The 14,159-nt window shown below is 61.0% G+C and carries 13 protein-coding genes; 3 read left to right on the top strand and 10 right to left on the bottom strand.

What is annotated here, in order from left to right:
• Positions 1 to 537: 537 nt before the first annotated feature.
• Genes BLV67_RS28660 through BLV67_RS28645 form a run of 4 tightly spaced genes read right to left on the bottom strand, consistent with a single transcriptional unit; the run spans position 538 to position 4,705 of the window.
• Positions 538 to 906, bottom strand: coding sequence for a glyoxalase superfamily protein (locus tag BLV67_RS28660; protein ID WP_065930523.1), 369 nt, complete (start codon positions 904 to 906; stop codon positions 538 to 540).
• 29 nt (positions 907 to 935) lie between these two features.
• Positions 936 to 2,399: an N-acyl-D-amino-acid deacylase family protein gene (locus tag BLV67_RS28655; RefSeq protein ID WP_069788214.1), complete on the bottom strand. Its 1,464-nt coding sequence runs from the start codon at positions 2,397 to 2,399 to the stop codon at positions 936 to 938.
• A 1-nt stretch (position 2,400) separates the two neighbouring features.
• Positions 2,401 to 3,261, bottom strand: a complete 861-nt coding sequence (locus tag BLV67_RS28650) for a MurR/RpiR family transcriptional regulator (RefSeq protein WP_069788215.1) — start codon at positions 3,259 to 3,261, stop codon at positions 2,401 to 2,403.
• 40 nt (positions 3,262 to 3,301) lie between these two features.
• Positions 3,302 to 4,705 carry a GntT/GntP/DsdX family permease gene (locus BLV67_RS28645; protein ID WP_069788216.1) on the bottom strand — a complete coding sequence of 468 codons (1,404 nt, stop codon included), beginning with the start codon at positions 4,703 to 4,705 and terminating at the stop codon, positions 3,302 to 3,304.
• A gap of 193 nt (positions 4,706 to 4,898) precedes the next feature.
• Between BLV67_RS28645 and BLV67_RS28640 the strand changes: the two genes are divergently transcribed.
• Entirely contained in the window at positions 4,899 to 5,291 is a 393-nt protein-coding gene (locus BLV67_RS28640; RefSeq protein ID WP_056858351.1) for a lysozyme inhibitor LprI family protein, read from the top strand.
• Here BLV67_RS28640 and BLV67_RS28635 read toward each other — a convergent pair whose 3' ends face one another.
• The 4 genes from BLV67_RS28635 to BLV67_RS28620 form a co-directional block, all read right to left on the bottom strand.
• Complete coding sequence (locus tag BLV67_RS28635) at positions 5,292 to 6,737, bottom strand: SulP family inorganic anion transporter (protein ID WP_069788217.1); 1,446 nt, start codon at positions 6,735 to 6,737, stop codon at positions 5,292 to 5,294.
• Positions 6,738 to 6,942: 205 nt separating this feature from the next.
• Complete coding sequence (locus BLV67_RS28630; RefSeq protein WP_069788218.1) at positions 6,943 to 7,836, bottom strand: NAD-dependent epimerase/dehydratase family protein; 894 nt, start codon at positions 7,834 to 7,836, stop codon at positions 6,943 to 6,945.
• A gap of 103 nt (positions 7,837 to 7,939) precedes the next feature.
• A complete protein-coding gene (locus tag BLV67_RS28625; protein ID WP_069788219.1) occupies positions 7,940 to 8,836 on the bottom strand; it encodes a LysR family transcriptional regulator in 897 nt (298 codons plus the stop codon).
• Between the two features lie 49 nt (positions 8,837 to 8,885).
• Entirely contained in the window at positions 8,886 to 9,650 is a 765-nt protein-coding gene (locus tag BLV67_RS28620; protein WP_065930516.1) for a sulfite exporter TauE/SafE family protein, read from the bottom strand.
• 183 nt (positions 9,651 to 9,833) lie between these two features.
• On the opposite strand from BLV67_RS28620, the gene BLV67_RS28610 reads away from it, so the two are divergent.
• On the top strand, positions 9,834 to 10,724 hold the full coding sequence (locus BLV67_RS28610) for a LysR family transcriptional regulator (RefSeq protein WP_069788221.1): 891 nt from the start codon (positions 9,834 to 9,836) through the stop codon (positions 10,722 to 10,724).
• On the opposite strand, the gene BLV67_RS28605 is transcribed toward BLV67_RS28610, so the two are convergent.
• Both BLV67_RS28605 and kynU read right to left on the bottom strand, forming a co-directional pair.
• Entirely contained in the window at positions 10,670 to 12,076 is a 1,407-nt protein-coding gene (locus tag BLV67_RS28605) for an amino acid permease (protein ID WP_069788222.1), read from the bottom strand. The genes BLV67_RS28610 and BLV67_RS28605 overlap by 55 nt on opposite strands.
• Positions 12,077 to 12,240: 164 nt before the next feature.
• A complete protein-coding gene (gene kynU, locus BLV67_RS28600; RefSeq protein WP_069788223.1) occupies positions 12,241 to 13,491 on the bottom strand; it encodes a kynureninase in 1,251 nt (416 codons plus the stop codon).
• 144 nt (positions 13,492 to 13,635) lie between these two features.
• Between kynU and BLV67_RS28595 the strand changes: the two genes are divergently transcribed.
• The gene (locus BLV67_RS28595) at positions 13,636 to 14,109 is read left to right on the top strand and encodes an Lrp/AsnC family transcriptional regulator (protein ID WP_003176072.1); all 474 of its coding nucleotides are present in this window, start codon (positions 13,636 to 13,638) and stop codon (positions 14,107 to 14,109) included.
• The last annotated feature ends 50 nt before the right edge of the window (positions 14,110 to 14,159 follow it).

The raw sequence follows: 14,159 nt of genomic DNA, 5'->3' as shown, positions 1-14,159 counted from the left end.
TAGGGCATTCACTACGAGGTTCCACGTACGTCGTGCAAACTTAGACATACTCGGCCCTCCTTGAGTTGGGCCTTACCTCCAGCGCACTTACCGGAACACGTGAGCCTTCAGACGCGGGTCGATTGCGCCTTTTGAGGCAGCCGGGCTAATGGTCCTTCCGCATCAATCCGGCACGGATTACTAGCCCGTGGCGGTCGGTCAAGAATTCGCGCGCATACCCGGCTCACCTGAAAAGCAACAAACGCAGAACGGGGAAGATCCTAACCAACATTCCCGTCTAAGGTGTGTCGAATAGTGGTCAAATATCCAGTATCGACCGATAGATTCAGTGCAAGCTTTTGCAGCCAAATCGGGCAAGAGAAAAACACCTAAAGTATCCATGCTGGCGACGGTTCCGTCTTGCGTGACGACATGACCGGCGGTAGTATCTGGCTGCGGGTCGATTGCGTCTTTTGAGATAGCAACCCAGCCACTCACTGGGTTTGCAATAAAAAACCGCCCTACTAAGGCGGTTTTTTATTGCCTGCGATTTACCCTTCAGCCCTCGCCTTCCTCAACAAACACCAACCGATTCCCAAACGGGTCCTTGATGCTCATCTCCCGCGAGCCCCAGGGCGTTTCTTCAACCCCAGGCTTGGCATACCGGTAGCCCTTGGCCAGCAACTGCTGCTGGTAGCCGTCCACGCCTTGTGCCTGAATCCGCACCGCCGCACCCGGCGAAGCATCGCCATGGTGTTCGGATAAATGCAGCACGCATTCGCCCAACGACACCTGTAGGTACAACGGGAAATTCGCCTCGAAACGGTGCTGCCAGTCAATCTTGAACCCGAGGAAGTCGACGTAGAACTCCAACGCTTTGGACTCGTCGAATATGCGCAAAATCGGGGTGACTTTTCCTAAGTGCATGGCAACCGCTCCGTGTATGAATGCGCCCACTATAGAGACGAAAACCCGCCACGCAAATCGCCATTGCGCGCGAGGAACAACCCCGGCCGCTGACCATTGGCCTGCCCATCGCTATAGCTCAGCACGCCATTGACCCACACGCCATCAATCCCCTCGGCGGCGCGTTGCGGTTCTTTGAAATCCGCCACATCACGCACGCGCAACGGGTCGAACAACACCAGGTCGGCCCAGTGCCCCTCACGAATTTCCCCGCGCTCGGCCAGGCCAAAACGCGCCGCCGACAACCCGGTCATTTTGTGCACCGCCGTGTGCAGTGGAAACAACCCCACATCGCGGCTGAAGTGCCCCAGCACCCGTGGGAACGCGCCCCACAAACGTGGATGGGGAAACGGGTCTTCCGGCAAACCATCCGACCCCACCATCGACAACGGATGCGCAAGAATACGCCGTACATCCGCCTCATCCATTCCGTAGTACACCGCCCCTGCCGGTTGCAGGCGACGTGCCGCATCCATCAGCGAAACGTCCCATTCGGCAGCGATGTCCTGCAGGTCGCGCCCCCCGACCTCCGGGTGCGGTGTTGACCAGGTAATCGTGATACGAAACGCGTCGGTGACCTGTTTTAGATCCAGCGTCGACGAGCTGGCGGCATAGGGATAGCAATCACACCCGACCGGATGGGTTTTCGCCGCCCGTTCCAGTGATGCCAACAGTTGCGGACTACGCCCCCAATTGCCCGCACCGGCACACTTGAGGTGGGAAATGATCACCGGCGCCTGCGCATGTCGACCAATCACAAACGCCTCATCCATCGCCTCCAGCACCGGTTCGAATTCGCTGCGCAAATGCGTGGTGTACACCGCACCAAACGCCGTGAGTTCCTCACTGAGTTGCAGCACTTCATCGGTCTCGGCATTGAACGCGCTGGCGTAGGCCAGGCCTGTGGATAACCCTAGGGCACCCGCCTGCAGACTCTCCTGCAACTGCACGCGCATGGCGGCAATTTCGCCGGGGGTGGCGGTGCGGTGCAGGTCGTCCATATGGTTGCTGCGCAAGGCGGTGTGGCCGATCAATGCGGCAACGTTGACTGCCGGATGGGCCCGCTCCACCGCCGCGCGATAGTCGGCAAAACGTGGATAGACGAATGCTTCACGCGCCCCCAGCAGGTTCATCGGGTCGGGCGGATCATTGCGCAAACTCACAGGCGATGCACTGATGCCGCAGTTGCCGACAATCACCGTGGTCACGCCCTGGCTGAGCTTGGGCAGCATCTGCGGATGGCGGATCACCACCGTGTCATCGTGGGTGTGCACGTCGATAAAACCCGGCGCCAACACGCGGCCACTGGCGTCGATTTCCTGCTCACCGGTTGCGCTCGACAAATCGCCAATGCGCTCGATGCGCCCGGCGCGCAGCCCCACATCGGCGACATAGCCCGGCGTGTTGCTGCCATCAATGATCAGCGCCTGGCGGATCAGCGTCTCGTACTTCATTTCAGTCTCCAAGCGGCAGGCTGTCGGGGCCGCCGCGATAATCGTCGAGGGCCAGCTTGATCCGGCGCAGGCGTTCCTGGTTGTCGTCCGGCCGGGCCAGCGCCAGCTCGGTGGCGAGCAGATCGATGGCCAACAGCATGCCGTAGCGCGCCGCAGTGGGCTTGTAGATAAAACTGGTTTCGGCCGGTTGCAGCGGCAGCAGTACGTCCGCCAATTCGGCCAGAGGGGAGTCGGCCAGGGTGATGGCGATGATGGGCGCATCGTAGCTACGTGCCAGTTTCACGACGTCCAACAGTTCTGGCGTCAGCCCGGTGAGCGAGCACACGATCAACGCCTGCTCCGGGCCTGAAGTGGCCGCCGTGACCCGCATCATCACCGGATCATGGCTGGCGGCAATCGGGTAGCCCAGGCGTACCAGACGCACCTGCAATTCGTCACTGCACAGGCTCGATGGGCCGCCCATGCCGAACGCGTGAATCATCCGCGCCTTACCCAACAGGCTGACCGCATCAACAAAACTGGCCTGGTTAAACCCCGACAGGTGCTGACGCAATGTCGCTTCGATATCCCCCAGAATCTGCCGGTGAAACGCCGACTGCTCCGGCAACCCGGCCGGGTCAAGGAAGCGACTGCCCACGCCACTGGCCTGGGCCAATTGCAGGCGCAAATCGCGTAAATCGCGGCAACCGACGCTACGGGCAAACCGCGACAAGGTTGCCGTGCTGACCTCGGCCCGTTGCGACAACGCTTCCAGGCTGGCCGACGCGGCAAAGCCCACGTCATCGAGCATCAGCTTGGCGATACGGCCTTCACCGGCGCTGAACGAATCCTGACGGGCGCGGATCTGGTAGAGGATGTCCATGACGGCTCCGGGTTACAAAACGAGACTTATAAAACAATGCTTATAAAACAAGAGAAAGGCCGTAAGTCAGACCGAACGCGACCACCGAAATCAAAGTCTCCAACACGGTCCAGGTCTTGAAGGTCTGGATCACCGTCATATTGAAGTATTCCTTGATCAGCCAGAAGCCGCCGTCGTTGACGTGGGAAAAGATCACCGAACCCGCACCGGTCGCCAGCACCAGTAATTCAGGGTGTGGATAACCCAGGCCCAAGGCAACGGGCGCGACTACACCCGAGGCCGTGGTCATGGCCACAGTGGCCGAGCCGGTGGCGATGCGCATCAACGCGGCAAACAACCAACCCATCACCAACGGCGACAGCTGGAAGGCATGCGCCAGGCCAAGAATCTCATGGGTCACGCCCGCGTCCACCAGGATGCGGTTCAAGCCGCCGCCCGCGCCCACCAGCAAGGTGATGCTGGCGGTCGGCGCCAGGCACTCATTGGTGAACTTGAGGATCGCTTCGCGGTTGAAGCCCTGGGCCAGGCCCAGGGTCCAGAAGCTCACCAGCGTGGCGACCAGCAGCGCAATCACCGAGTTGCCGATAAACAGCAGGAATTGGTTGAAGCCAGTGCCCGGAGTGGAAATCACGTTGGCCCAACCGCCGATCATCATCAGCACCACCGGAAGCAGGATGGTGCCCATGGTCAGGGCGAAACTTGGCAAACGTGTACGCGGCTCGCGCTCGATAAACTGGCGTTCCAACGGGTTTTCCGCCGGCAAGTGGATGCGCGGCACGATGAACTTGGCATACACGGGGCCGGCGATGATCGCCGTGGGAATGCCGATCAGAATCGCGTACAGCACGGTCTGCCCCACCGACGCGTTATAGGCCAGCACCGCCATCATCGCCGCGGGGTGTGGCGGCACCAGCGCGTGCACCACCGACAGACCGGCGACCATCGGCAAGCCGACCATCAGGATCGACACGCCCACGCGCCGCGCCACCGTAAAGGCGATCGGCACCAGCAACACAAAACCGACCTCGAAAAACAGCGGCAGCCCCACCAGGAACGCAATACACACCATCGCCCAATGGGCGTTGCGCTCGCCGAAACGGTTGATCAGCGTACGCGCCACCTGCTCGGCACCGCCGGATTCGGCCATCATCTTGCCAAGCATGGTGCCCAGCGCCACCACCAGGGCGATATGCCCAAGGGTCTTGCCGACGCCCGCCTCATACGAGCCCATGATGGTGTCCGCCGGCATGCCGGCCATCAAAGCCAGGCCGATGGACACCAACGTGATGACGATAAACGGGTTGAGTCGGTAACGTGCAATCAGCACGATCAATGCAATGATGGCGATGGCAGCGTATGCCAACAGCCCAAAGCCCAGTGGTGCGGCCATGCGGTACTCCTTGGAAAGGGTCACGTCGAAATGGTTGTGAAACTCATAAATCATTACCGGGTTGGATTTTCAATTTTTGTGAAAGTCATTTTCGCCCACGGATAAGCGCTGTCGCTTTGGGATATGCCCAACGCCAGCGGATGAAAATTCGGGGGGTGTTCTTACACGAAGTTTTTTGCGCGTGGAAACTCAACTACCAGGGCCGAGTCTCAGATGGCAGCCCTACTCACAACCAGGAAAACCGACAATGAAGCGCAAGACCCTGCTTGTTCCTTTCGCCGCCAGCGCACTGCTGCTGGCCTTTTGCGGCAGCGCCTCGGCCGATGACAGCCCGGCGCTGAAAAAATGCCTGGATGGCGCCAACACCACGGCGGATATGGTTGCCTGCAACGCCACCGAAGCCAAGATCCAGGATGCGCGCCTGAACAAGGCCTACAAAGCCGTCCTTGCCCTTCAGGAAGGCAAACAAAAGCAGCAACTGCAAGACGTGCAGCGCCTGTGGATAAAGTACCGGGACGCCAACTGCGGCTTCATCGGCTCAGCGACCGGCGGCACCATCGATCAGGTCAATGGCATCGGCTGCATGCTGGACATGACCCAGACCCGCGCCCAGGAACTGGAAAACATGCTGCCGCTGTAATCAGTCGTGATGCACGCGGGCGCGCTTGAGCAGCTTCTTGCAGCGCTCCGACAAATGCAGCACGCGCACATGCTTGCCGGCCTTGGTATAGCGCTCGCGCAGGGTCATCAACGCAGCAATCGCCGAGTAGTCGACAAAGCTCAGGTGACGACAATCGAGCGTCACCTGGGCCGGGTCGTTGGCCGGGTCGAACTGGTTCAAGAACGGCGTGGTCGAGGCAAAGAACAGCGTGCCGTGCAGGCGATACAGCTTGCTGCCGTCGGCTTCCAGATGCTCATCGGCATACAACTCACGGGCCTGTTGCCAGGCGAAGTTCAGCGCCGCAATCACGATGCCGCACAGCACGGCGGTGGCCAAGTCGGTGAACACGGTAATCACCGTGACCGCAATAATCACCAGCACGTCATTGACCGGCACCTTGTTGATCACCCGCAGCGACGCCCAGGCGAAGGTCTGCTGGGACACCACGAACATCACCCCCACCAGCGCCGCCAGCGGAATGCGCTCGATCAGCGGCGACAGAAACAAAATGAACAACAGGATCATCACCCCGGCAAACACCCCGGAGAAACGCCCGCGCCCGCCGGAGCTTAAGTTGATCACGGTTTGCCCGATCATCGCGCAACCGCCCATGCCGCCAAACAGGCCCGAGACCATATTCGCCGCGCCCAGGGCCACGCTTTCACGGTCGGGGTAGCCACGGGTTTCGGTGATTTCGTCGGTGAGGTTCAGGGTCAGCAGGGTTTCCAGGAGGCCAACCATCGCCATCAGGAACGCGTAGGGCGCGATGATGCCGAGGGTTTCCAGGGTCCAGGGGATCTGCGGCAACGCGAAGGTCGGCAAGCCGCCGGCGATGTGGGCCATATCGCCCAACGTACGGGTCGGCAAGCCCAACACGTACACCGCCAGCCCGACGCCCAAAATCGCCACCAGCGCGGGCGGCACGGCGCGGGTCAGGCGTGGCAGCAGGTAGACAATCGCCATGGTGGCCGCCACCAGCCCGGTCATCACGTACAACGGCGTGCCGCTCAGCCAGGTTTCACCGCTTTTGAAATGCTCCAGCTGTGCCAGCGCAATGATGATCGCCAGGCCGTTGACGAACCCGAGCATCACCGAGTGCGGCACCATGCGCACCAGTTTGCCCAGCCGTAACAGGCCGAACGCGACCATGATCAGCCCGCCCAGCAGCACGGTCGCGAGCAAATACTCCACGCCGTGTTGCACCACCAGCGCCACGATCACCACCGCCATCGAACCCGCCGCGCCCGAGACCATGCCCGGCCGGCCGCCGAACAAGGCCGTGAGCGTGCAGATGATAAAGGCGCCGTAGAGGCCCATCAGTGGGTTGAGGTGAGCCACCAGGGCAAAGGCGATGCATTCGGGCAGCAGCGCAAAAGACGTGGTGAGGCCGGCCAGGGCATCGGCGCGCAGACGGGTGAGGTTCATGAGGTACCAGGGAATAGCGAGGGATATGGCGGGGGATGGTACGGAATTGCGGCGGGTGGGGCCAGTGAAGTGTCAGCCAGATAGACCGAGTGGCCCCCTTCGCGAGCAAGCCCGCTCCCACATTTGACTGCATTCCAAAGCTGGAACGCGGTCAATGTGGGAGCGGGCTTGCTCGCGAAGGGCGCGCCGCGGTACTAAGCGAACATCACACCATCTCGTGACGAATCCACTCCACCACCGACGTGCGCTTCGGCGCCCAGCCCAACAACTCACGTGCATGCTTGCCACGCACCCGGCTGTTGGAGCCCAGGCCATAGTTGGCCATTTCATAACCCCACTCTGCCTCAGCCTCGGCCAATGGCCAGTCCTGCGGCTCGCCCAGGTTCAGCGCTTGGGCAATCGCGGTGGTCATGTCGACAAATGCCGCTTCGCTGCTTTCCACAAAGTAGAACGTGCCCGGGACGTTTTTGGTCAGCGCCAGCAGATACAGGGCCACCACGTCTTCAATGTGCACGTTGGACCAGATGTTCTGGCCGGTGCCCACATGCCGTACCACACCACTTTTGCGCGCTTGCTTGAGCAGTCGCGGCAACTGCACGCTGTCACGCTTCACGCCCAGGCTGTGACCGTAGATCAGGGTGTTGCAGATCACCGCCGAGTTCACGCCGTCTTTGGCCGCTGCCAGGACCAGGTTGTCGATGGCCACGCGCGCGGCCTTGTCGACGGTCGGCTCCGGCAGGTTGTCTTCAACGTAGATGACATCGCTGGCTTTACCGCCCGACGCATCACCGACAATGCTCGAACCGCTGGTGTGCAGGAACGGCTTGTTCGAACCTTTCAAGGCGGCCAGCAAGGTTTCGACGGCAGCACGATGGTCGCTGCTGGCGGCGTTTATTACCGCGTCGGCCTGTTGCGCCTGCGCGGTCAACACGGCGGCGTCATCCAGCGTGCCGATCACGGGCGTGATGCCCAGGGCAGTCATTTCAGCCGCTTGCTCGGCGCTGCGCACCAGGCCGGTGACCGTGTGGCCGGCCTTGACCAGGCCGGTGGCGATGGAGCCGCCGATAAACCCTGCTGCGCCGGTGACGAATACATTCATGGAGGTTGCTCCTGACGGGGTAAGTGATGGGCCCAGTATCAAGCAGTCATTTGCGCCGAATAAGCCCATGTTGCCCAATTCAATCTTGCGTGCAGGTCACGAATCAACAGGCATATCGCGCCAACTTGGCTTGAATGAAGTCCAGGAAGCACTGGATGCGCAGCGCCAACTGAGAGTTACGGTAGAACACCGCGTGGATCGGCTGGCGATAGCCGCTGTTGAAGGCTTCCAGCAACGGCACCAGGCGCCCGGCATCGATGTCGGCGTTGGTCATGAAGTTCGACAGGCAGCAAATGCCCTGCCCTTCCAGCGCCAGCTGGCGCACGGTTTCACCGCTGGAGGCGGCAATGCTCGGCTGGATCAGCCAGCGGTCGCCTTCCACGTGACGCAGCGGCCAGTGGTTGAGGGTTTCGGTCTGGGTAAAGCCCAGCAGCGTATGGTCGGCCAACTCGGCCACTGTCTTCGGCGTGCCGAACTGCTTGAGGTAATCGGGGCTGGCGAGGACATGCAGCGGCGTACAGCCCAACGAGCGCGCATGCAGGGTCGAGTCGGCCAGGGCACCGATGCGGATGGCAATGTCGGTGCTCTGCTCCAGCAGGTCGATGATCAGGTCGTCGCTGTTCAGTTCCAGCTGGATATCCGGGTAGAGGCTGCGAAACTCGGCAATGTACGGCACGATCCCATGCAGCATGAACGGCACGGCCGCATTGATGCGCAGGCGCCCGGCCGGGTTCTTCTGGCGCGACGACAGGCGCTCTTCCAGCTCGTCCATCTGCGCCAGGATCACCTTGGCCTGTTCGAAAAAATACTTGCCCTCTTCGGTCAGGTCCATGCGCCGCGTGGTGCGGTTGATCAGCGTGGTGTCGAGCTTGGCTTCCAGGCGCGACAAGGTGCGGCTGACTGCCGACGGCGTCTGCCCGACCTGCTCCGCAGCCGCCGAAATCGAGCCGCACTCAATCACGCTGACGAAGATCTGTAGCTCATCGGATCGGGCTTTCACGGGTTGTCCTCTCAATCGGTTCGCGACAGCTTACACCGTGAACAGCCACTCAGCCGCTGATCAACAGATGACTGCCCAACAGCACCATGCCGATAAAAAACACCCGCTTGAACAGCACCGCACTGATGCGCTGGCGCAGCACCTGGCCCAGCCACATGCCCAGCAACGCGGGTATCAGCGCCAGCAACGAGGCGCTGACTTCGCCACCGCCCAGGGTGCCGCGCCAGGCCAACGCAGCAGCCAAGGCCAGCGTGGAAGCGGTGAACGCCAGCCCCAGCGCCTGCACCAATTGATCGCGGTGCAAACCCAGGGCTTGCAGATAGGGCACGGCCGGAATCACGAACACCCCCGTCGCCGAAGTGATAAGGCCGGTGACCAGACCGCACAACGGGCCCAGCCAGCGCTCGGTTTGAGGTTTCACCTTGAAGGTCGGCAGGAACAAGCCACTTAACGCATACACCAGCAAGGCGCCACCTAGCGCGCGAACCACCCAGTGCCCGCCGTCCATGCCCAGCCACAAGGTGCCGAGCCCGGTGCCGAGGAAAATCAGCAGCAGCATGGGCCATAGGCGTTTGAGCAAGGCGCTCAAGTGGCCGCCGAACGCCAGTTGCCAGAGGTTGGTGACCGTTGAAGGGATGATCAGTAAAGCAGCAGCCTGCGCCGGCAGCATAGCCAGGCCGAGCATGCCCATGGCCACGGTGGGCAGGCCCAGGCCGATCACGCCTTTGACCGTGCCGGCCAGCAGGAAGGTGCCGATTACCAGCAGGGTCAAGGCGGGGCCGAGGTTTTGGTAGAACGCAAGGAAGGTAGTCATGGGGCGATTGTGTGGACTTAAGGCGTTTATGGAAATTCGCCATATACTGAGGCAGCCTCTTGTTTTGCGTGAGGCTGAGGGCCTCTTCGCGAGCAAGCCCGCTCCCACATTTGAAATGCATTCCAATGTGGGAGCTGGCTTGCCTGCGATAGGGCCAGTGAAGTCACTCGAGAAACCCCAGCCATGCACTTTGACCTGATCGACCTGCGCCTCTACCTGCACACCCTCGACACCGGCAACATCACCGCCGGCGCGGCGCGCAGCCATTTATCCCTGGCCGCCGCCAGCGCGCGCATCCGCGCGATGGAAGCATCACTTGGCATTGAGCTACTGGAACGTAACCGCCGTGGCGTCACCCCAACACCCGCCGGCAAAGCCCTGGCCCGCCACGCCCGGCTGCTGTTGCAACAGGCCGAGCACCTGCAACAGGACCTGGCCGAATACGCCAAGGGCATCAAAGGCCAGGTGCGCCTGCTGTGCAACACCACCGCCCTGAGCGAATACCTGCCGGAACTGCTGGCGGATTTTTTGCGCCAACACCCCAACCTCGATATCGACCTGCAGGAGCTGCCGAGCCTGCGCATTACCCAAGCCTTGCGCCAGGGCACAGCAGACCTGGGGATTATCTCTGATGCCGTGGACACCCACGGCCTGCAGACCCTGCCGTTTCGCGATGACCCGCTGGTGCTGATCATGCCCCTCGATCATCCGTTGGCGACGGCGAATTTCATCGACAGCCTGCAATACGACTACGTCGGCCTGACCGCCCACAGCGCCCTTTCGGTGTACCTGGAAGAACAGGCGCTGCACGCAGGCTTTCGCCTGCAAACCCGCATTCGCGCCGAGGGTTTTGATGGGTTGATCCGCATGGTCGCCGGCGGCGCCGGCCTGGGCATCGTGCCCCAGGCTGCATTGGAACGTTGGCCGACAGAAAAGCGCATCAAGGCCCAGCCTTTAACTGAAGACTGGGCCTGTCGCACGCTGCTGTTGTGTGCCCTCTCCTTCGAGCAGTTGCCGGGTTACGCCAAGGCCTTGTTCGACGCCCTGGCCCTGCCCTTGCGGAAAAACCCGTAATACACCGCCGACAGAATCAGCAGGAATGGCACCCCAAACACCAGCGTCATCTTGAAGGCCTCGGTGAAGTACGTGGTGATCATCACCGCCCCCATCAGCACCAGACCCAGCAGCGTGCTGTAGGGAAACAGGCGCAGCTGAAACGACAACTTCGGCCCGCCATGGCGCTTGCGATAACGGCGGAAAAACAGGTGCGTGAGGAAAATCATGAACCAGGTGAAGATCGCGCCAAACATCGAAATCGCCATCATCAAGGTGAACGAGCTTTCCGGGTACACCACATTCAGCAGGGTCGCCAGGGCGATGCCGGAGCTGGACAGCAGCAACGCGTTCAGCGGAATGCCGCTCTTGCTCAAGGCGCCCATGGACTTGGGCGCAAAGCCTGCACGCGACAGGCTGAACATCATCCGTGTGGTGATGTAGAGCTGGCTGTTCATCGCCGACAACGCGGCGATCAGGATCACGAAGTTCATCACCCCCGTGGCACCGGGAATGCCGATGGTCTGCATCACCGTGACAAACGGGCTCTGGGTCTGGCCGGCCTGGTTCCACGGCACAATGGCGAGCATCAACGCGAGCGTCAGCAGGTAAAACACCACCAACCGCACGATGGTGGCGCGAAAGGCTTTCTTTACCGCCTGCTCCGGGTCGGTGGCTTCACCGGCGGCCACGGCGATCATTTCTACGCTCAGATAACTGAAGATCGAGACGATCACCGCAATCCACATGCCGCTCAGGCCATGGGGGAAAAACCCGTCATGGGCCGTGTAGTTCTGCACACCATAGTCAGGGTTGCCGGAACCGAACACCACGTACACGGCGAGGATGATGAAGCCGACGATCGCGGTGATCTTGATGGTCGAGAACCAGTATTCGAAGTTGCCGAAGGTCTTTACGCTGATGGCATTGAGCAGAATCAGCACACTGGAAAACGACACGATCCACACCCACTCCGGCACGTTGGCGAACCAGTACTTCATGTACATCGCCACCGCCGTGACCTCGGCGCCCACCGCCAGCACAATTGCCGCCCAGTAGGCATAACGCACCAGAAAGCCGGCCAGCGGGCTGATGTAAAACTCGGCATAGGCGCCGAACGAGCCCGAGGTGGAGTGCGCCACGGTCATCTCCGCCAGGCAGCCCATCAACAGCAAGGTGATCAACGCACCGATGGCGTAACTCACCAGCACACTCGGCCCGGCGTAACCGATGGCGTAGGCGCTGCCCATGAACAGCCCGGTGCCGATGGCGCCACCGATGGCGATCATGCTCATCTGGCCGGAAGTGAGCTGGCGCCTCAGGCCCAGTTCGCGCTGGGTGATCTCTGCAAAGCCGTTGTCTGGCGTGGTCACGTGGTGTGCCCCTTTATTATTGTGATTGCACTGTTTGGATATTGACGCAGATTCCCTGTGGGAGCGGGCTTGCTCGCGAATGCGGTGTGTCAGTTAATGCATGTGCCGGCTGTTCCACCGCATTCGCGAGCAAGCCCGCTCCCACATTTTGATTCGTGTTGTACTTAAGTGACGCTGTTGCGCACTTTGAATTGCGGCTGGTCCCAGGTGTGGTTGTCGAGGATTTCGCCCAGGATCTCCACGGCGTCAAATACCTCGGTATAGCTCGTATACAACGGCGTAAATCCAAAACGCATGATGCGCGGCTCGCGGTAATCACCGATCACCCCACGGGCAATCAAGGCCTGGATCACCGCATAACCTTCCGGGTGTTCGAAACTCACATGGCTGCCGCGCTTGGCATGCTCACGCGGCGTAATCAGCACCAGGCCGTGGGCGGCGCAACGGGCTTCGACCAGCGCGACAAACAGGTCGGTCAAGGCCAGGGATTTGCTGCGCAGGCTGGCCATGTCGGTCTGGGCAAAAATCTCCAGGCCGCATTCGACCATGGCCAACGAGGTGATCGGTTGTGTGCCGCACAGGTAGCGCGCGATGCCGGCGCTTGGCGCGTATTGAGCTTCCATGGCGAACTGGCGCGAGTGACCGAACCAGCCCGACAACGGCTGGCGCACCACATCCACCAACGCCGGGTTGACCCACACGAACGCCTGGGAGCCAGGCCCGCCGTTCAGGTATTTGTAGGTGCAGCCAATTGCATAGTCAGCACTGGCGTGATGCAGATCGATGGGCACCGCGCCCGCCGAATGCGCCAGGTCCCAGATACTCAGCGCGCCGCATTCATGGCTCAGGGCGGTGAGCGCCTGCATGTCGTACATGTAGCCGGTCTTGTAATTGACGTGGGTGAGCATCACCACCGCCACGTCCTGGCCGATGGCTTGGGGCAGTTCGTCCGGGCTGTTGACCAAGCGCAGGGAATAGCCCTGTTGCAACAGCTCGGCCAGGCCCTCGGCGATGTACAGGTCGGTGGGGAAGTTACTCGCCTCGCTGACGATCACCTTGCGCGCAGGCTCGCGTTGGCGCTGTACGCTCAAGGCAGCGCTGAGCACCTTGAACAGGTTGATCGAGGTGGTATCGGTAATCACCACTTCACCGTCACGCGCGCCGATCAGCGGCGCCAGGCGGTTGCCCAGGCGTTGGGACAAGTCGGCCCAACCGGCGCTGTTCCAGCTGCGAATCAAGCCATTGCCCCACTCCTCGGCGATCACCTGCTGCGCTCGCGCCAACGCCGCTACCGGGCGTGCGCCCAGAGAGTTGCCATCGAGGTAGATCACGCCCGCAGGCAAGGCAAACTGCTGACGCAGTGGCGCCAGCGGGTCCTGGGCGTCGAGGGCTTGGCAGTGGCTTCGAGTGGTCATGGGGCGTCCTGATTTTTATAAGTGAGGATGGACCAAATAATGAACGAAGCTTTAGAGAATTTTCGTGCAAAGTGGTAGGTAACAGGCTAATTAAGCTGTAGGAAATTCGAATTTAACCCCCAAACACGCGGATTTATTCTAACCATGATTCTCGACGCCACCGACCTGCGCCTCCTGCATTTTTTGCAACAGGATGGGCGCATCAGCAACCAGGAATTGGCGGAAAAAGTCGCCCTGTCGCCCTCCGCCTGCCTGCGCCGTTTGCGCCTGCTGGAGAGCGAAGGAATCATCAGCGGCTACCGCGCCGTGTTGAATGCCGAGCAGTTGGGGATTGAGCTTGAGGCCATCGTGCACCTGTCGTTGCGCCAGGATGTGGAGGACTGGCACGAGACCTTTATCAAGAAGGTGCAGGGGTGGCCGGAGGTGGCCAGTGCCTATGTGATCACCGGCGCCAGCAACTATGTATTGCGCGTGCAGGCGCGCAACCTCAAGCACTTTTCCGACTTTATCGTGAACCACCTGAACCGCACGGCCGGGGTGATGGATATTCGTTCGGAAATAGTGTTGCAGAAGATCAAGGATCGGGATGAGGTGTTGGATCTGGTGGTGCGCAAATAACCAGATGCTCGTTCCCACGCTCTGCGTGGGAACGCCTCCTGTGACGCTCT

It is taken from the genome of Pseudomonas salomonii (assembly GCF_900107155.1).
Lineage (GTDB): Bacteria > Pseudomonadota > Gammaproteobacteria > Pseudomonadales > Pseudomonadaceae > Aquipseudomonas > Aquipseudomonas salomonii.
Note: the sequence above shows the minus strand (reverse complement) of the source record. Positions and strands in the feature narration are given on the sequence as shown.